The sequence below is a fragment of the Ponticoccus litoralis genome (assembly GCF_039769985.1).
GTDB lineage: Bacteria > Pseudomonadota > Alphaproteobacteria > Rhodobacterales > Rhodobacteraceae > Ponticoccus > Ponticoccus litoralis.
Map to the genome: position 1 here is coordinate 3,597,881 of NZ_JBDNCH010000002.1, position 17,160 is coordinate 3,615,040.

The following is a 17,160-nucleotide window of genomic DNA, read 5'->3' on the forward strand; positions in this document are numbered from 1 at the left end:
GGCGACTATGTGGATGTCCTTCTCAACCATGCGGGCGTTATCGTCCGTGAGGCGAGAAAAGTCAATTTGACCGCCCTCGCGAAGGGCCGGAAGTTCGCTTGCTGTTTTTCAACGCCCTAAAAAATTTGCGCCTGCAGCGAAAGTCCGTTCTAACGGGCTGCGCCGCAGCGCCCGTGACCACCATCGAAGGGTGGATTTGGGCCGTATATGCACGCCAAGAGTGGCATCTTACCACCGTCGCCAGCTTAGTCCCATTGTTGCCGCGATAGGTTCAGGGCAGCCAGCTTGAACACGACTTCGGTATGCGCGTACAGATAGCCCGTTTTCCAGCGCAATTACCTCCCACTCATCATTCGGATTATGCGCTATGTCCCGAACACCTTCAGTTGCAGCCCTTTCACCCGACCAACCTCGTTTGAGGCGCTGTCTGAAGGTTTGAAATGCTATCCCATTTTCTTCAGCAACCGGCCAAGCTGGGAGACCGCTCTCAAATTCAGCCAAACCATCACGGCGCCGGTTTTCAAAGGCAGCACGATCATATGGGAATTGGGTATGCTCACAGGGAACAGTCCACACCTTCGATCCATTCTCGGCGTCCTCAAGGCTCACCGCTGAGGCGTCATCCAATGGAAATGGCTTCAGTCCATAGCGCTTACAAAGCCACCAGGCATCTTCGCGGCTTGCGGCTTTGCCAATTACCTCACCACCCAATGGAGCAACATCGTTGATCATCAATACATTCCGTTTCAGAAATGGTGTGAATCCGCGTGGTCGAGTCAGATTATATCGTTTCTACTCATTGAACGCAGGCGCCGAGAGAAATAGCTCTCAATCCCAACGGCTAGCATAAAGGCCGGAAGGGCCGCCACCACGACAAAACCCGCAACCGTGGCAGTCAGGAGTGGCGCCCATGGCATGCCATCTCCGTTCCAGAGGACACATAGCGCACCCCACGCCATCAAGTAAGTCAATGAAAAACACACATAACGTCGATCACAGGGCGCGTGAAACGGCCAATGTCGCATTGCATCCGTTCGGTTGCCGCTAATTGGTGACGCCTCCAAGTATCGGGTTGTCTCAGGTCCATTTTTATTCTCTCAACAATTCTATCCAGGTGTGGACATCGTCCATGGCTATTTCCTTTCCTTCCAGGAAGGATCGGTACCAGCGCGCGGCAATCGCCCCGCGCTTTTCGCTTTTCAGCTTGGTCCCGCTGTCAGACAAATACTTGTCCAGAGCGACCTCGAAGTCTTCCAGCGCAGTCAGATCATGCTCCAACCGGACGGCCTCGACTCCTAACAGAATCCAGTTCAGGTCTACCCGAAATTGACGGTGCAACTCGACCAATGCTTCGACAGGGATCGAGCGCTTGCCCAGCTCATAGCTCTGATAAGCGCGGAGAGAGATTCCGAGAGCTTCGGCCATTTTCACCTGCGACATACCAAGCTCATTGCGTGCGATCGCGATGCGCGCGCCAAGGGCGCTCAAGTAGTCATACGGACGATCAGCCATTATCGTGAGCAATCCACTTGCGGTTGCGCTCATATGAATGCTATATGCACAAATGAACGTTATTCGTTGTGTTTCGTTGTCGGGCCATGACGCTTGAGCGCATTCAACCCGATTCGCGCCACGTTACTAAAAGGAGAGGGTTTTGGCACAGGAAAAGTTGCTTTCCCCGAAAGAACTGGGCGAGCTTGTCGGGCTGAGCGCCGCGCAAGTTCGCGCGTTGATGAACGACGGACGGCTAGAGTTCGTGGAGATTTCCGCGAAGACAAAGATGCTGACCATGAGTGGTTGGGAGCGGTTCCAGCGCAACGCGACCAGGTTCAAACGCCCTGAAGGCGAGCAACCGAGCCTGCCCTTGGGCGAGCCGCAGCACTCAAGCCTTTGACGTGGAAGGAACCCCTATGGCCATGCCCCGCGCAACGCTGACGCAGAGCGAATTGACCCGATACCTCAAGGCGTACCGGGACGCAGGTATTCCGGTCGTACGGTCTGAGATCAGCCGGGACGGTAAGGTCGTGATCTACAGCACCGAGAAACAGACCGACGAGGTCAACAACCCGTGGGATCGCCCGTGAAACGCCGCAAGCAGTTTCCCGGCGCGACGGCCTATTTCGACCGGCACGGGAAACGGCGGTGGCGGTTTCGGAAGGGTGGGTTTTCGGCGGAGTTGGGAAGTGACTACGGGTCGGAGGATTTCGTTCGCCGTTATGAGGACGCGGTGAACGGGCACAAGACGCGCGGCCTGATTGGGGCGAACCGGACCAAGCCCTACAGCGTCAGCCAGCTCGTGGCGCTCTGGTATCGCTCGCCCGAGTTCCTCGACCTCGCGCCCAGTACGCAGAAGGTGTATCGCGGGGTCGTCGAAAAATTCCGGGGAGAGCATGGCGACAAGCCGGTGCGGCTGATGCAGCGGCGGCATGTGCAGACGATCCTGGCCGAGAAAGCCGAGACCCCGACAGCGGCGAACAACCTGCGCAAGCGGCTGATCCAGTTGATGGATTTCGCGATTACGCTGGACTGGCGCGGTGATAATCCGGCACGGGCGACAAAGCCTTTCCGCGTGGGCGGTGATGGTTTTCATACCTGGGACGAAGAGGAACTGGCGCAGTTCTTCAAGGTCCACAAGCCCGGCACACTTGCGCATACGGCGGTGACGCTGATGCTCTATACCGGCGCGGCGCGTGTCGATGCGGTGACGCTGGGGCCTAAGAACGTCCGCAGCGGCAAGATCGAGTATCGGCGGCAGAAGACGCAACGCTCAGGCGGTGTGCTGGTTTCCGTCCCGATCCACCCGGACTTGGCGGAGGTGCTGGACAAATTGCCGAAGGACAGGCCCTTTCTGGCCACCCAGAAAGGCACCATGCGGTCCGCCGGCGGCCTGGGCAATCTCATGCAACGTTGGACCGAAGAGGCCAAACTGCCCCAGTGTTCCGCCCACGGGCTGCGCAAGGCTTGCGCACGTCGTTTGGCCGAGGCCGGGGCTACTGCGCACCAGATCGGCGCGGTCACAGGCCACAAAACGCTGGCCCTCGTGCAGCGCTACACCGAGGCCGCTGGCCGCGAAGGCATGGCCGATTCCGCGATTGAGAAACTGATCGCCCGCCCCAATGGCGAGCGCAATTTGGCGAACCTTCCCAAGAGGTTCGTCAAATACGACACCAAACCCAAACAGGGAAAGGATAATTTATGAGAAGTGGTGAGCCGTGCAGGAACATCACCACCTCCTGCCTGTCGGCGGCGGCCTCCTCGGCAGACCGCACGATCAGCGGCGCGGCAAGCAGCTGCATCTCCTGGACCGGGACATGGCTGTGCATCCAATGCGTGCCGGGCCGCGCCTCGAAGTCGTAGGACAGTGTCTCTCCCGGTGTGAGCAGGGGCATCGGCATGTCGGGCACGCCGTCCTGTGCATTGGGCGGGATCTGCCCGTGCCAGTGTACAATCGTGCCGATGTCCAGATCGTTGGTCAGATCGACCCGGAACCGCTGTCCGGGGTCGAGTATCAGCCCCTCGGCCGCCGGGTCCGGCAAGGCCGAAGACAGAGGCCGCGCGGTACGTCGATGTCCAGCGTGCGCGTGGCGGCGGAAAGCCGGATCGGGGCCGCCGACTGCGCGAGGGCATGACGGGGCATTTGCGCAACTGCAAAGGTTGCTGCACCTGCGGCAAGAAAGCCGCGTCTCGAAAGGGTATTCATGGTCTTCTCCTCGGGACATTCCGTCCCGTGTCTCAATGCCTGTGGGACGCCGCGGGCGTCGGCCTGCGGCGCGTTCAGAGGAGACGAGGCTTCGGCGGTCGTTTGTTCAGTCCCGGCACCCGGCCGGCATGGATTTCCTCTGCGGGAAGATCGTGGCCGGCGGGTCCGTAGGCAACTCCGGCGTCCATATCAGGGCTCGTCAGCAAGACCGGCAGACCCGCGCAGACGACGTCGCACATTACTGCCTCTGCGGATCCACAATGCTGGCCACCCTCACAAGAGGAATGAACGACAGTCGATGCGTGAGACGTCTCGACCGGATGAAGCGCGTGATCCGCCTGCATGCCATCCATCCGCGCAGCATGGGCTGCGCCGATCGTCGTAACCACGGCGATCGAGAGTATGACAAGCATGGAGAGGACACGGGCGAACATGCCTGAAAGATAGGCATCGCTGCCAAAAATGTCCATTGACGCCGAGGACACGTTTTTGTCCGCTCAAGGCCGAAGGCGCGGCACCCGGGCCCCCGATCAAGTCTTCCGCATCACGCAGGCACACAGGCTTCCGTTGGCCCGCAATAGACCGCGCAGCCGGTGCGTCAGGCGCCGGGGCGGATGGCCGGTTCCAGGCCTTTCGAGAACTTGTGATGCCTGGCCATCCTTCGCGACGATACTTTGCACCCGGCATTGGGGCTGGCAGCCGTCGCATGGTGGCGGTCGGGTAAGGCTCAGACGTTCTCAGAGGTATGGATCGCAATCGGAATGTTGACGCGTTGTGCACCCGCGTCCGGACCGGCCTTGTGGGCCTTGACCATGGTGGCGACGATTTCACGGGCGAAGGTCCTGATCGGATAAGAGAGGGTCATCGTGATCGTCCCGTCGATGAGCCCGGCCCGTGTCGCGTCGAAGATCTCGTAGGCGACGCAGACGAAATCCTTGCGGCGTGGCCGGTCCTTCAGCGCGGCGAGCGCCCCGGTGATGCCACCACCGGACACGAAGAGACCGCACAGGTCGGGATGTTCGCCCAGGAGCTTTTCCGTCATCTCGCGGGCGACGGCGGCGGATTCGAAGGTCTGCAGCGGCTCGAGTACGGAAAACCCGGCATCCTGTTCGCGCAGGTAGGACCGGAAGCCGCTCTCGTTGATTTCCTGGTTGCGGTAGCGGTGATTGCCCAGCAGGACGCCGATCTTGCCGGGGCTGCGGCAGGTGTGGTGGAAGGCCCAGGCGGCGGTGCGCCCCTTCTTCCAGTTGTCGTGGCCGATGTAGCCGACGTTGCCCTGTGCCGACAAAGGCCCGATCAGCGCCGACACCGGGGTGCCGCTGTCCAGCAGCGCGGTGATCGCGTCGGAGATCACCGGATGCTCTGCCGCCACCACGCCGAGCGAGATCGCACTGCTGCCCGACCTCGGTAATCCTGTGCGCGATATGGTCCGGTGACAGGTCGTCCATGTACTCGAGTTCGAGGGTGACGTTGGCCCCGGTGTATTGCTCTGCCGCACGGCGCAAAGCGGCGCCCAGCTCGCGGTAGAACACCCGGTGCCCCTGGTGCAGGATGACCCCGAGGCGGATGGTCTCACGGCTTTGCAGGACCGAATGCTCGATGCTGCCGAGGCCATAAAATCCAATCCTTTCAGCGGCTCCCAGAACGATTTCGCGCGTTGAGCCCCGCACCGCCTGGGCATTGTTGATGACGCGGTTCACCGTGGAAACGGACACCCCTGCCTCCTGCGCAAGGTCCTTGATGGTGGGTCGGGACATGGCTTCTCCGGTCGTGATCCAGTGTTTCATTTTGTCTCATTTAATCTCGATTATGAGATGATTTGAAACGAAACGCTTTGAGACAGATTACGGATATTGATCCATTCAATGTCAATGAGGCATTCAGTAGGTGCCGGGTACAGAGGAGTGCCGAGGCAGAATCCGGTCCCGCTGGGAGGCAGGCCGGAGCAAGCAGACAGACCCGATGACCGGGTGTCGCGTGGCAGGGCCGCGCAGCACACGGGACCAAACGCCCCCGGCACCCCGTGCCGGTGCGGTGGAAGCACGCCCCGCACAGGGCGTCCGCCGATGCGGACAGGAGATGCGGGCCGACAGATGCCAGACCGCCGCCCCCGGGGCGGCACCCACGATCCAAGGGAGGAAACCCGGATGAACCTGACCAAGACCCTCAAGGCCACCGTTGCCGCAGCTGCCCTCGCGCTGACCGCCGTTCCCGCATCCGCGGCGGACATCGCGGTGATCGCCGGGTCCATCGAGGACGGCTTCTTCAACCTCATCAAGAAGGGCGTTGACGATGCGACCCTCGTGGTCGAGGCGAATGGCGGTTCGGTCAACTACCTGCGCACCCCGAACTACGACAACTTCGGCCCTGACCTGGTGAACCTGATCAACCAGGCCGTGGCGCAGGGCGTCGACGGCATCGCGATCCCGGTCTGGGTGCCCGAGGCACAGGTTCCCGCGCTGCAGAAGGCGGCTCGAGCAGGGCATCAAGATCATGATGTACAACTCGGGCATGGACGTGAAGGGCGACATCTCGGGCATCAACTACTTCGGCTCGGACGAGTTCGTCGCCGGCGAGGCCGGTGGCCGCTACATGGCCGAGCAGGGCGCCCAGAAGATCCTCTGCCACATCCACACCCCCGGCGCGGTCAACCACGAAGCCCGCTGCGGCGGCGTCGAGAAGGGCGGCACCGAGGCAGGCGCCGAGGTGGTGATCCTGCGCACCCCCGCCAACCTCGACGGTGACATCACCGGCCTTGCAGAGGCGATCAAGTCCGAACTGGTCGCCGACCAGAGCTTCGACGCGGTGATCTCGCTGTCGGCGTCCTCCGCCGATGCCTCCACCAACGCGGTGCAGCAGATCGGGGCAGGGGATCGGGTGATGGTCGGCGCCTTCGACCTCAGCGAAGCGGCCCTGAACCGCATCCGAGGCGGGCACCCAGAAGATGGCCATCGACCAGCTGCCCTATCTGCAAGGCTTTCTCGCCACCTCGATGCTGGCCGCGCATATCGACTTCGGCACCGAGCTGGCCACCGATCCGGTGCTGACCGGCCCCGCCATCGTCGATGCCTCGAACATCGAAACCGCACTGGCCGGGGTCTCTGCGGGCGCCCGCTGATCCGCTGACCTTTCTCCCGGGCCGCGTCAGGCCCGGGATGCCCGCCAGAACCGGGTCGCTTCGAACCGAGGCCTGGCACCGCACCCTGCCGAGAGAGACAGATATGACCATGGAAACCACATCGCAGACCTCGCGGCCATCACGGCCCGCAACCTCGACGCCGTTCTCTGTCGGCGCCCTGTTCCGGCGTCCCGAAACCGGGGCCTTCATGGGCATGGTGCTGGTCTTCCTCTTCTTCGCCTACTTTGGCTATGACCGGAACTTCCTGTCGCCCTACGGCACCTCGTCCTGGGTCAACATGGCCTCGACCGTGGGCATCATCGCCATCCCCATCGGCTTCCTGATGATCGCCGGGGAACTGGATATCTCCATCGGCGCCGTGGTGCCCGCGGCCAAGATGTCCATGGCCATTGCGGTCGGCTACTATGGCCTGCCGGTGGGCGTCGGCCTGCTGATCACCTTCAGCCTTGCGGCCTTCATCGGCTGGGTCAACGGCATGCTGGTCACCCGTACCAACGTGCCCTCGCTCATCGTGACGCTGGCCACGCTCTTTGCCGTCTCGGGCCTGACGCTGTTCCTGTCGCTGTGGCTGACGGACACCACCAGCCAGGCGCTGACCTCTCCGGCATGGGCCAAGGCGGTGTTCGGCGACTACCACGCCCGGGGGTTCCAGAGCTCGGTGTTCTGGTGGCTCGGCATGGCGGCGGTGCTGTACTACATCCTGCACCTGTCGCCCTGGGGCAACTGGATCTTCGCCCTTGGCGGTGACAAGGAAAGCGCCCGCAACGCCGGTATCCCCATCGACAAGCTGAAGATCGCGCTCTTCATGCTGGCCGCCATGGCCGCCGCCCTGTCCGGCACCTGCGAGGCGATCCTGTCGAACTCTGCCACCACCACCACCAACTTCGCGCTGATCTTCAACTGCATCATCGCGGTGGTCGTCGGCGGCGTGCTTCTGACCGGCGGTTTCGGCACCGTGGCCGGGGTGTTCTTCGGCACCGCAACGCTGGCCATCGTGCAGCAGGGTATCGGTTACACGCCCTTCGACCGGAACCTGTCGTCCCTCATCATCGGTGTCATGCTGCTGATCGCGGTCCTGATGAACGACACCTTCCGCAACATGGCGACCTCCATGTCCGCCTCGAAAAAGGGGAAGTGATCCAATGACCGATACCACCGCACCCGTTCTTGAAATGAAAGCCGTCGACAAGAGCTTTGGCCCCATCGACGTGCTGCACGAGATCACCCTCAAGGTCCGCGCCGGCGAAGTGCTCTGCCTGCTCGGGGACAATGGCGCCGGCAAGTCGACGCTGATCAAGACCCTCTCGGGCGTTCACAAGCCCACCCGCGGCGAGATGCTGATGGACGGCAAGCCGGTCACCTTCTCGGGGCCGAAAGAGGCGCAGGCGGCGGGCATCGCCACGGTGCACCAGTTCGGCGGCACCTATCCGCTGATGTCCGTGGGCCGGAACTTCTTCATCGGCCAGGAGCCGACCAAGGGCTGGGGTCCGTTCAAGATCTTCGACCGACACAAGGCCAACGCCATTGCGGTCGAGGCGGTGCAGAACTTCGGCATCACCCGCATCACCGACGGCGACCGCCTCTGCGGCGGCCTGTCGGGCGGCGAGCGCCAGTCGCTCGCCATTGCCCGGGCGGTGCATTTCGGCGCCCGCGTGCTGATCCTAGACGAGCCCACGGCGGCGCTTGGCGTCAAGCAGGCGGCGCACGTCCTGCGCATCGTCGGCGAGGCACGGCGCCGGGGGCTCGCAGTGATCTTCATCACCCACCAGGTGATGCATGCCATGGCGGTGGGGGACCATTTCGCGGTTCTCATCCGGGGCGCCATCGCCGCAGACTTCCGCAAGGGCGAAAAGTCCCGCGAAGAGATTGCCGACCTCATGGCAGGCGGCGAGTCAATGGCCGATCTCGAGGCCTCCATCGAGGGCTACATGGATACCCACGACGGGCACGTGCCGCCCCCTGCGGGCTGACCCGTTCTGCCCCATCGGCGGTGCGCCCTGCACCGTCCAGTCGCGGTGGCGCGGCCTTTGTCTCCTCGGGGACGGGCCACCGCATTCCCCCTCATGCCCGAAGCGGAGCACGAACCATGACATTGCGGATCGGATGCGTCGGCTACGGAACCGGTGGACGCCACTTCCACACCCCCTTTATCGACGCCGCGACGGGCTGCACCCTGACCGGCATCGTCGCCCGCGCCGAGAAGACCGTCGCGCAGGCAAAGGCCGATTGGCCCGCCGTGCCGGTCTTCCCCAGCCTTGCCGCCATGATCGCGGTAGGCGCCTGCGATGCGGTCACCATCACGACCCCGCCGCACACCCGGCGCGCGCTGGTGCTGGAAGCCATCGAGGCTGGTTTGCACGTCATCGCCGACAAACCCTTCGCCCCCTCCGAAGGCGCGGCGCTGGATCTGGATCGTGCTGCGCAAGAGGCGGGCATCGTGCTGGGCGTCTACCAGAACCGCCGCTTCGACAGCGATCTGCAGACGCTGGCATCGGTGCTGAAGGACGGCGCGCTGGGCGAGGTCTGGCGCATCCATTCACGGATGGATTTCGACGATCCCGCGACGCTGGAGGCCGGGCCGACCGGCGGGCTGTTGCGCGATCTGGGCAGCCATCTCGTGGACCAGATGATCTACCTGCTGGGGCCGGTGGCGTCGGTCGATTGCCAGATGGATCACCTCGACCTGCCCGAGGGGCGGACCGACGCCAGCTTCACCATCACCCTGCGCCACGAGGGCGGCGCGCACAGCCATATCAACGCCTCCAAGTGCAACCACCTGCACCTGCGCGAGCTGCGCGCCTATGGCGCGAAGGGCAGCTTCACCAGCCAGGCCACCGACGTGCAGGCGCAGCAGCTTTTCGCCGGGGAGCGCCCGGCGGACGACCCGGAAAACTGGGGCTACGAGCCCGAGGCGAACTGGCCCGTCCTGCGCGTGGGCCATGGCGACGAACGCCTGCCCGCGCAGCAGGGCCGCTACCACGATTACTACGCCGCCTTCGCCAAGGCGGTCGCCGGCGGCACCCCGCCGCCCGTCACCGCCATCGAGGCGTCCCGCACCATCGCGGTGCTGGATGCCGCCCGCCGCAGCGCCGAGATCGGCGCCTCGGTCGCCCTTTGAACCACTCCGCGCCAGAGGAGGCGCGGCCCGACAACGACCCTCTGGGAGGACATCATGAAGTACACCCTCGACCCCCACATGATCCGGCACCTGTCGCTCGAGGATACGATCCGCAAGGTCGCCGAGCTGGGCTATGATTGCGTCGAGATGTCGCCGCGCCCCGATTTCTTCTCGTGGTGGACGCGGCCCAAGCTCTACCCCGAGCGCATCCAATCCTTCAAAAAGGCGCTGAAGGACCACAATGTCGGCCTTGCCACGATCCAGCCGATGTACCGCTGGGCGTCCCCCTATGCCGATGAATGGGACATGGCAATCGACAACTGGAAGCGCGCCATCGAGTTCGCGGTCGAGCTGGAATGCCCGATGTTCGTGTCGGAATTCGGTCGTGGCGGATCGCCCAACCGCTCGCTGAACGACACCTCCGGCATCCACCGCCCCGAGGTCTGCGAGGGCCAGTTCTTCAAGGCGATGGATGTGCTGGTGCCCATCCTCGAGCGCGAGGGCATCAAGCTGTCGCTCGAAGCGCACCCCGAGGACTGGATCGAGGAGATCCACCCCGCCATCGACATCATCAAGACCATCAACTCGCCGATGGTCCGCGCGTCCTTCATCGCGCCGCACACCTTCTTCTACGGCCCCGACATGGAGGCGAACCTGCGCGCCACCGCCGGGCTGCTAGAGCATGTGCGGCTTGCGGACACCTACGATCACAACAAGTCGTCCGAGCTGCGCTACATCGTCAACCCGCCGGAATCCAAGGTTCGGGTGCACCAGCATCTCGATTTCGGCCAGGGCGAGATCGACTGGGATCTGTTCTTCAAGACCCTCGCCGACATGAAGTTCGACGGCGTCCTGTCGAACTGCGTCTTCGGCTGGGAAGACCGCGCCGAGGACAGCGCGCGCTTCATGCTGGCCGAAACCAAGCGTTACGTCGAGAAATACGGAGTGGGCAAATGAGCCTGAAGGTCGGAGTCATCGGGACCGGCATGATCGGTCAGGACCATATCCGCCGCCTCACCCAGGTGCTGAGCGGCGTGGCGGTCACGGCAGTGGCCGATATCTCGCGCGAACGCGCCGAGGCGGCCGCGCCCGAGGGGGCCGCCGTGTTCGATGACCCTAAGGCGCTGATTGCGTCCGACACGGTGGATGCGGTGGTGATCTGCTCGTGGGGGCCTGCGCACGAGGAACAGCTGCTGGCCTGCATCGACGCGGGCAAGCCGGTGTTCTGCGAAAAGCCCATGGTTACCAGCGAAGACGCCGCCCTGCGCGTGATCGAGGCGGAAACCGCCTTTGGCCGCCGCCTCGTGCAGGTGGGGTTCATGCGCCGCTTCGACGCCGACTACCGTCGCCTCAAGGCGGTGATCGACACCGGCAGCCTTGGCGCGCCGCTGATGTACAAGTCGGTGCACCGCAATGCCTCGGTGCCCGAGGGGCTTTACACCTCGGATATGCCGCTCAACGACACGCTGGTGCATGATGCGGATATCTCGCGCTGGCTGCTTTCGGACGAGGTGACCGGCGTCGAGGTGCGGCTGCCGCGCCGCTCGACCGTCGGCAAGGACCTGCGCGATCCCACCATCGTGCTGCTGCATTGTGCGTCGGGGGCCATCGTGATCGTCGAGATCTCGGTCAATATCGCCTACGGCTACGACATCCGCGGCGAGGTCTCTTGCGAGACCGGCGTTGCCGCGCTGCCGAACCGGCCCGCGACGGTGGTGTCCGACCAGTTCGGCATCCGGCAGGCGATCCCCGAGGACTGGCGCGAGCGCTTCATCGAGGCCTACGACCAGGAATTCCGCGAATGGATCGTTGCCGCGGGGCAGGGCACCGCGACCGGGCCGTCGGCCTGGGACGGCTATGCCTCGACCCTGGTGGCCGACGCCGCGCTGCGCGCCGTGGACAGCGGCGGGCACGAAGTCATCAGCATGATCGAGAAACCGGCGCTTTACGCCTGAGCAGGAACCCGACAATGAAACTTTCCATCTGCACCGACGTGATGGGCGACCTGTCCTTCACCGACATGCTCGACAAATGCGTCGCGCTGGGCGTCGAGGGCATCGAGATGACTGGCGGAGGCTGGTCGCCCGCGCCGCATTTCCGCGCCGAGACGCTTCTGGCCGACCCGAGTGAGCTGTCCCGCCGCCTTGCCGAGATCGAGGCGCGTGGCCTGACCATCGCCGCGCTCAACTGTTCGGGCAACCCGCTCGACCCCGGTCACCTCGGCGAGAAGCATCGCAAGGAGATCGAGGAGACCTTCACCCTCGCCGGAGAGATCGGCGTCAGGAAGATCGTCACCATGTCGGGCCTGCCGGAGGCCGCCGCCGGCGACACGGTGCCGAACTGGTTGACCTATACCAAGAGCTGGCCCGACGAGATGCCCGAGCGCGACCGTTACCAGTGGGAGGACCGCGCGTTCCCCTATTGGCACGGCCTGGTCGAGCACGCGGGCAAGATGGGCGTCGAGAAGATCGCGCTCGAGAATTTCTCGGCCATGCTGGTGTGGAACCCCGAGACCCTGTTCCGCCTGCGGAACGAGGTCGGCGCGATGGTCGGCATGAACCTCGACCCCTCGCATCTCTTCTGGAAGGGGGCCTGCCCGATTGCCGTCGCCCGCGCGCTTGGCCCGGCGATCCACCACGTTCACGGCAAGGACACCCGCATCGAGCGCGGCCTGTGTGACGTGAACGGCCTGCTGGAGATGAAGGAGGTCACCGATGTCGCCAACCGCGCCTGGAACTACGTCGCCGTCGGTGCGGGGCATGACCTGCAATGGTGGAAGGAGTTCTTCTCGGTAGTCGGCATGATGGGCTACGACGGCTGGGTCTCGCTGGAAATGGAGGATTTCACCATGTCCACCGAAGCGGGCATCCGGTCCTCCATCGACGCGCTTCAGGCGACGATCATCCGGTAAGCGATCCCGAGGATAAGTGGGCACCGGTTTTCCGTCCGGGATCACGACAGGACAGGCTGATGTACAAGTTCATCATAACCATCGACTGCCAGCCCGGCACGCGTTCGAAGATCCTAGACCGTGCGCCCGGGGCGCAGGCCGCCACGCGGGCCGAGCCGGGCTGCATCGCCTATGACTTCTATACCTGCACCGATGATCCGGACCGGCTGGTCTTTGTCGAGACCTGGACGGACGAGGCGGCGCACGGCTTCCACATGGAACAGCAGCACACGAAGGACTTCATCGCCTTCCACGAGCCGTTCCACCGCAACTTCACTTTCGAGACGATAAACGTCTCCTGACCCGCAAGACGCCTGCGAGGGGAAAGAACATGGCAGATCTGGACGTAATCACCATCGGGCGCGCCGGGGTGGATCTCTATGGCTCGCAGGTTGGCGGGCGGCTGGAGGATATGGGGTCCTTCGACAAGTATATCGGCGGGTCGCCGACCAACATGGCCTGCGGGACGGCGCGGCTGGGGCTGCGCTCGGGGCTGATCAGCCGCGTCGGCAACGAGCACATGGGGCGCTTCATCCGCGAAGAGCTGCTGCGTCACGGGGTCTGTGTCGACGGCGTCGCGACGGACCCGGAGCGGCTGACGGCTCTGGTGCTGCTGGGCATCCGCGACGAAGAGCAGTTCCCGCTGATCTTCTACCGCGAGAACTGTGCCGACATGGCCCTGTGCGAGGATGACATCGACGAGGCGCTGCTGACGCGGTCGCGCTCTGTGGTGGCGACGGGGACGCATCTGAGTCATCCGCGCACCGAGGCGGCGGTGCTGAAGGCGCTGCGGATCGCCCGCGAAAACGGGCTGAAGACCGCGCTGGACATCGACTACCGTCCGAACCTCTGGGGCGTGGCGGGCCATGGCGACGGCGAAAGCCGTTTTGTCGAAAGCGCCAAGGTCACGGCCAAGCTTCAGGAAAGCCTGCATTTCTTCGACCTGATCGTCGGCACCGAAGAGGAATTCCACATCGCGGGCGGCTCCACCGATACGGTTGCGGCCTTGCGCGCGGTGCGGGCGGTGTCGAAGGCCACGCTGGTCTGCAAGCGCGGGCCCATGGGGGCGGTGGCCTTCGAAGGCGACATCCCGGACAGCCTAGATGACGGTGTCTCGGGGCCTGGTTTCCCTATCGAGGTGTTCAACGTGCTGGGCGCGGGCGACGGATTCATGAGCGGGCTGCTCAAGGGCTGGCTTGACGGCGAAAGCTGGCCGGTGGCCCTGAAGTACGCCAATGCCTGCGGGGCCTTCGCGGTGTCGCGCCATGGCTGCACCCCGGCCTATCCGTCCTGGGACGAGCTGCAGTTCTTCTTCGAAAGAGGCGTCAAGCGCCCCGATCTGCGCAACGATGCCGCGCTGGAACAGGTCCATTGGGCGACCAACCGGCATGGCGACTGGTCGACGGTGCGGACCTTTGCCTTTGATCACCGGATGCAGCTCGAGGAGATGGAGGGATACACCCTCGAGAAGGGCGGCGCGTTCAAGGAGCTGTGCCTTCAGGCGGCGATGCAGGTGCAGGACGGACAGGGGGGCTACGGCATCCTGTGCGACAACCGCATCGGGCGGGCGGCGCTGCACGCGTCCTCGGGGTCCGGCCTGTGGATCGGGCGGTCAGACCGAGCTGCCGGGCTCGCGCCCCATACGCTTCGAGCCGGAGCTGGGCGAGGACATGGGCCAGTTCCGCGAATGGGCGCGGGAAAACGTCGTCAAGCTGCTGGTCTTCTGCCACCCCGATGACGATGCCGAAACGCGGGCCCACCAGGAGGCGAAGGTCAAGGCGCTCTGGACGGCGGCGCGGCGCAATGGGCTCGAATTCCTGCTCGAGGTGATCCCGTCGAAGGTCGGCGCCGTCGACGACAGCACCACGGCGACGCTGATCCGCCAGTTCTACGCGGCGGGCGTCTACCCCGACTGGTGGAAGCTGGAGCCGCTGAAGACCGCAGAGGCCTGGATGCAGGCGGTCGCGGCCATCGAGGAGAACGACCCGCACACGCGCGGCATCGTGGTGCTTGGCCTCGATGCACCGGAGGCCGAGCTTTCCGCAAGCTTCGAGGTCGCCTCGCGCTTTTCGCTGGTGAAGGGCTTTGCGGTGGGCCGCACGATCTTTGGCGATGCGGCGCGGGCCTGGATGAAGGGCGCGCTGTCGGACGAGGACGCGGTGGCGCAGATGGCCGAGCGGTTCCGGCGGCTTTGCGATCTGTGGGATGCGGCGCGGGCAGAGGCCCGGCGCAACGCGGCCTGAGCCTGAGACGGGGAGGGGGCGCTGCCCCCGCGTCTTCGGAACCCCGGGAATATTGTTGATGAAAAGACGGGGCGTGAGCCTCTGAAAGGGAGAGCCATTATGGGCAAGAGTGGCGGCACGATCAGGCTGACGGCGGCGCAGGCCATGGTGAAGTGGCTTTCGGTGCAGATGACACCCGCCGCCTCAGGCAGCGAAGCGGTAGGCGAGCAAAAGCTGGACCGTTACATCGACGGGATGTGGGCGATCTTCGGCCACGGCAACGTGGCGGGGATGGGCGAGGCGCTGCATGCCTATCGCGACGTCTTCCCCACCTGGCGCGGGCAGAACGAACAGACGATGGCCCATGCGGCCATTGCCTATGCCAAGGCCAAAAAGCGCACGCGGGCGATGGCCGTGACATCCTCGATCGGGCCGGGGTCGACCAATGTGGTGACGGCGGCGGCGCTGGCGCATGTGAACCGCCTGCCGCTACTGGTGGTGGCAGGCGATGTCTTTGCCACGCGGCGCCCGGACCCGGTGCTTCAGCAGGTCGAGGATTTCGACGATGGCACCATGTCCGCCAACGACTGTTTCCGCCCCGTCGCGCGGTATTACGACCGGATCTCGCGGCCCGAGCATATCCTCTATGCCCTGCCGCGCGCGCTGCGCATGATGACCGACCCGGCGAACTGCGGCCCGGCGGTGCTGGCCTTCTGCCAGGATGTGCAGTGCGAAGCCTATGATTACCCCGAAGAGTTCTTCGTGCCGCGCGTCTGGCACATCCGCCGTCCGCGCCCCGATCTTGATGAGCTTGCCCGCGTGGCCGACATGGTGCGCGGGGCGAAGCGCCCGGTGATCATCTCCGGGGGCGGCACGATCTATTCGCAGGCAGAGGACACGCTTGCAAAGTTCGCAACAAGGCACCGCATCCCGGTAGCCGAAACGCAGGCGGGCAAATCCGGCCTGCCGCAGGCGCATCCGATGAACTTCGGCGCCTCGGGGGTGGATGGCTCGGCAGCGGCGAACACCGCATCGCAGAACGCCGACCTGGTGATCGGTGTGGGCACGCGGTTCCAGGACTTCACCACCGGCTCGCGCACCCTCTTCGGCGAGGGCGCACGGCTCGTGTCGATCAACATCCACGGCTATGACGCCGCCAAGCACGGGGCGGAGAGCCTTGTGGGCGACGCGAAGGTGACGCTGGAGGCACTGGGCGAGGCGCTTGGCGACTACAGGGCAGAGGCCCCCGACGAGGCGGCGCGCGAGGACTGGCTGCGCGCGGTCGACACCTACTGCGCCCGCCCCGAGGATCAGGCCGCCAAGCCCACGGACGGGCAGGTCATCGGCGCGGTCCAGCGGGCTACCGGCCCGGACGCCGTTGCCATGTGCGCCGCCGGCACCATGCCCGGCGCGCTCAAGCTGCTGTGGAAGCCAAGCCGGGGCGGCTATCACATGGAGTACGGCTATTCCTGCATGGGTTACGAGGTGGCCGGTGCCATGGGGCTGAAGCTCGGCGCACCGGAGCGGGACGTGATCTGCTTTGTCGGTGACGGCAGCTACATGCTGGCCAACTCAGAGCTTGCGACGGCGGTCATGCGGCGCATCCCCTTCACCGTGGTGCTGACGGACAACCGGGGTTACGGCTGCATCAATCGGCTGCAGACCATGGGCTGCGGCGGCGAGCCGTTCAACAACATGTACGTCGATTGCAACGTCGAGGTGCAGCCCGAGATCGACTACGTCATGCATGCGGCCGCCATGGGCGCCCATGCGGTGAAGGTGGCGGGCACCGACGCGCTCGAGGCCGAGGTCGCCGCGGCGCGCAGCCGCAACATCCCCACGGTGATCGTCATCGAGACCCCGGCGAAGGACTTCCCCGGCACGGGGCTCGAGACCTCCGCCGGCGACCACGGCTTCTTCTGGGATGTCGCCGTGCCGGAGGTGTCGGAGCGCCAGAAGCAAAGGGACCGTTTTCAGGAATACCTCGGCCAGATCGCCAATGCGCGGCTGGTCAACTGACGGAAAGGACAG

Annotated in this window: 16 protein-coding genes and 3 pseudogenes; 14 read left to right on the plus strand and 5 right to left on the minus strand. The window is 64.5% G+C overall.

Annotation, left to right across the window (positions count from 1 at the left end):
• Nucleotides 1-228: 228 nt before the first annotated feature.
• Together ABFB10_RS18850 and ABFB10_RS18855 are read right to left on the minus strand one after the other, a co-directional pair.
• A complete protein-coding gene (locus ABFB10_RS18850) occupies nucleotides 229-732 on the minus strand; it encodes a hypothetical protein (RefSeq protein ID WP_155846067.1) in 504 nt (167 codons plus the stop codon).
• Between the two features lie 357 nt (nucleotides 733-1,089).
• Nucleotides 1,090-1,512 carry a helix-turn-helix domain-containing protein gene (locus ABFB10_RS18855; protein WP_066703580.1) on the minus strand — a complete coding sequence of 141 codons (423 nt, stop codon included), beginning with the start codon at nucleotides 1,510-1,512 and terminating at the stop codon, nucleotides 1,090-1,092.
• Between the two features lie 142 nt (nucleotides 1,513-1,654).
• Between ABFB10_RS18855 and ABFB10_RS18860 the strand changes: the two genes are divergently transcribed.
• From ABFB10_RS18860 to ABFB10_RS18870, 3 genes are read left to right on the plus strand one after another with little or no spacing between them, the layout of a single operon-like run.
• Entirely contained in the window at nucleotides 1,655-1,894 is a 240-nt protein-coding gene (locus tag ABFB10_RS18860) for a hypothetical protein (protein ID WP_066703202.1), read from the plus strand.
• 16 nt (nucleotides 1,895-1,910) lie between these two features.
• Nucleotides 1,911-2,084: a hypothetical protein gene (locus ABFB10_RS18865; protein ID WP_155846068.1), complete on the plus strand. Its 174-nt coding sequence runs from the start codon at nucleotides 1,911-1,913 to the stop codon at nucleotides 2,082-2,084.
• Complete coding sequence (locus ABFB10_RS18870; protein ID WP_347167676.1) at nucleotides 2,081-3,199, plus strand: tyrosine-type recombinase/integrase; 1,119 nt, start codon at nucleotides 2,081-2,083, stop codon at nucleotides 3,197-3,199. Before ABFB10_RS18865 ends, ABFB10_RS18870 begins: the two co-directional genes overlap by 4 nt.
• Before the next feature lie 13 nt (nucleotides 3,200-3,212).
• On the opposite strand, the pseudogene ABFB10_RS18875 reads toward ABFB10_RS18870, so the two are convergent.
• A pseudogene (locus tag ABFB10_RS18875) lies at nucleotides 3,213-3,700 on the minus strand (multicopper oxidase domain-containing protein); the annotation flags it as partial.
• A 260-nt stretch (nucleotides 3,701-3,960) separates the two neighbouring features.
• On the opposite strand from ABFB10_RS18875, the gene ABFB10_RS18880 reads away from it, so the two are divergent.
• Entirely contained in the window at nucleotides 3,961-4,140 is a 180-nt protein-coding gene (locus ABFB10_RS18880) for a hypothetical protein (RefSeq protein WP_347167677.1), read from the plus strand.
• Nucleotides 4,141-4,427: 287 nt separating this feature from the next.
• Here the strand turns inward: ABFB10_RS18880 and ABFB10_RS18885 are convergent, their stop codons facing one another.
• Both ABFB10_RS18885 and ABFB10_RS18890 read right to left on the minus strand, forming a co-directional pair.
• Nucleotides 4,428-5,054: a substrate-binding domain-containing protein gene (locus ABFB10_RS18885; protein WP_347167678.1), complete on the minus strand. Its 627-nt coding sequence runs from the start codon at nucleotides 5,052-5,054 to the stop codon at nucleotides 4,428-4,430.
• Nucleotides 5,055-5,376: 322 nt separating this feature from the next.
• Nucleotides 5,377-5,487, minus strand: a pseudogene (locus ABFB10_RS18890) (LacI family DNA-binding transcriptional regulator); the annotation flags it as partial.
• A 706-nt stretch (nucleotides 5,488-6,193) separates the two neighbouring features.
• Between ABFB10_RS18890 and ABFB10_RS18895 the strand changes: the two are divergent.
• The 10 genes and pseudogenes from ABFB10_RS18895 (at nucleotide 6,194) to iolD (ending at nucleotide 17,148) form a co-directional block, all read left to right on the plus strand.
• Complete coding sequence (locus ABFB10_RS18895; RefSeq protein WP_347167679.1) at nucleotides 6,194-6,826, plus strand: substrate-binding domain-containing protein; 633 nt, start codon at nucleotides 6,194-6,196, stop codon at nucleotides 6,824-6,826.
• Nucleotides 6,827-6,927: 101 nt separating this feature from the next.
• Nucleotides 6,928-7,977 (plus strand): ABC transporter permease, encoded by a 1,050-nt coding sequence (locus tag ABFB10_RS18900; RefSeq protein WP_347167680.1) that lies wholly within the window; start codon nucleotides 6,928-6,930, stop codon nucleotides 7,975-7,977.
• Between the two features lie 4 nt (nucleotides 7,978-7,981).
• A complete protein-coding gene (locus ABFB10_RS18905) occupies nucleotides 7,982-8,809 on the plus strand; it encodes an ATP-binding cassette domain-containing protein (protein ID WP_347167681.1) in 828 nt (275 codons plus the stop codon).
• 116 nt (nucleotides 8,810-8,925) lie between these two features.
• Nucleotides 8,926-9,957: a Gfo/Idh/MocA family protein gene (locus ABFB10_RS18910; RefSeq protein WP_347167682.1), complete on the plus strand. Its 1,032-nt coding sequence runs from the start codon at nucleotides 8,926-8,928 to the stop codon at nucleotides 9,955-9,957.
• A 54-nt stretch (nucleotides 9,958-10,011) separates the two neighbouring features.
• On the plus strand, nucleotides 10,012-10,914 hold the full coding sequence (locus ABFB10_RS18915) for a sugar phosphate isomerase/epimerase family protein (protein WP_347167683.1): 903 nt from the start codon (nucleotides 10,012-10,014) through the stop codon (nucleotides 10,912-10,914).
• Nucleotides 10,911-11,912, plus strand: coding sequence for a Gfo/Idh/MocA family oxidoreductase (locus tag ABFB10_RS18920; RefSeq protein ID WP_347167684.1), 1,002 nt, complete (start codon nucleotides 10,911-10,913; stop codon nucleotides 11,910-11,912). Before ABFB10_RS18915 ends, ABFB10_RS18920 begins: the two co-directional genes overlap by 4 nt.
• 14 nt (nucleotides 11,913-11,926) lie before the next feature.
• A complete protein-coding gene (locus tag ABFB10_RS18925; RefSeq protein ID WP_347167685.1) occupies nucleotides 11,927-12,868 on the plus strand; it encodes a sugar phosphate isomerase/epimerase family protein in 942 nt (313 codons plus the stop codon).
• Nucleotides 12,869-12,927: 59 nt separating this feature from the next.
• On the plus strand, nucleotides 12,928-13,209 hold the full coding sequence (locus tag ABFB10_RS18930) for a putative quinol monooxygenase (protein ID WP_347167686.1): 282 nt from the start codon (nucleotides 12,928-12,930) through the stop codon (nucleotides 13,207-13,209).
• 29 nt (nucleotides 13,210-13,238) lie between these two features.
• Nucleotides 13,239-15,150: pseudogene (locus tag ABFB10_RS18935) on the plus strand (bifunctional 5-dehydro-2-deoxygluconokinase/5-dehydro-2-deoxyphosphogluconate aldolase).
• A 99-nt stretch (nucleotides 15,151-15,249) separates the two neighbouring features.
• A complete protein-coding gene (gene iolD / locus ABFB10_RS18940; protein WP_347167687.1) occupies nucleotides 15,250-17,148 on the plus strand; it encodes a 3D-(3,5/4)-trihydroxycyclohexane-1,2-dione acylhydrolase (decyclizing) in 1,899 nt (632 codons plus the stop codon).
• Nucleotides 17,149-17,160 lie beyond the last annotated feature (12 nt).

Bases quoted from the DNA above. Each gene is read 5' to 3' on its own strand.
- ABFB10_RS18880 (WP_347167677.1), top strand. From the start codon at position 3,961: ATGCTGGCCACCCTCACAAGAGGAATGAACGACAGTCGATGCGTGAGA.
- ABFB10_RS18930 (WP_347167686.1), top strand. From the start codon at position 12,928: ATGTACAAGTTCATCATAACCATCGACTGCCAGCCCGGCACGCGTTCG.
- ABFB10_RS18855 (WP_066703580.1), bottom strand. From the start codon at position 1,512: ATGGCTGATCGTCCGTATGACTACTTGAGCGCCCTTGGCGCGCGCATC.
- ABFB10_RS18915 (WP_347167683.1), top strand. From the start codon at position 10,012: ATGAAGTACACCCTCGACCCCCACATGATCCGGCACCTGTCGCTCGAG.
- ABFB10_RS18895 (WP_347167679.1), top strand. From the start codon at position 6,194: ATGATGTACAACTCGGGCATGGACGTGAAGGGCGACATCTCGGGCATC.
- ABFB10_RS18910 (WP_347167682.1), top strand. From the start codon at position 8,926: ATGACATTGCGGATCGGATGCGTCGGCTACGGAACCGGTGGACGCCAC.
- ABFB10_RS18865 (WP_155846068.1), top strand. From the start codon at position 1,911: ATGGCCATGCCCCGCGCAACGCTGACGCAGAGCGAATTGACCCGATAC.
- ABFB10_RS18925 (WP_347167685.1), top strand. From the start codon at position 11,927: ATGAAACTTTCCATCTGCACCGACGTGATGGGCGACCTGTCCTTCACC.
- ABFB10_RS18900 (WP_347167680.1), top strand. From the start codon at position 6,928: ATGGAAACCACATCGCAGACCTCGCGGCCATCACGGCCCGCAACCTCG.
- ABFB10_RS18850 (WP_155846067.1), bottom strand. From the start codon at position 732: ATGATCAACGATGTTGCTCCATTGGGTGGTGAGGTAATTGGCAAAGCC.
- iolD (WP_347167687.1), top strand. From the start codon at position 15,250: ATGGGCAAGAGTGGCGGCACGATCAGGCTGACGGCGGCGCAGGCCATG.
- ABFB10_RS18905 (WP_347167681.1), top strand. From the start codon at position 7,982: ATGACCGATACCACCGCACCCGTTCTTGAAATGAAAGCCGTCGACAAG.
- ABFB10_RS18920 (WP_347167684.1), top strand. From the start codon at position 10,911: ATGAGCCTGAAGGTCGGAGTCATCGGGACCGGCATGATCGGTCAGGAC.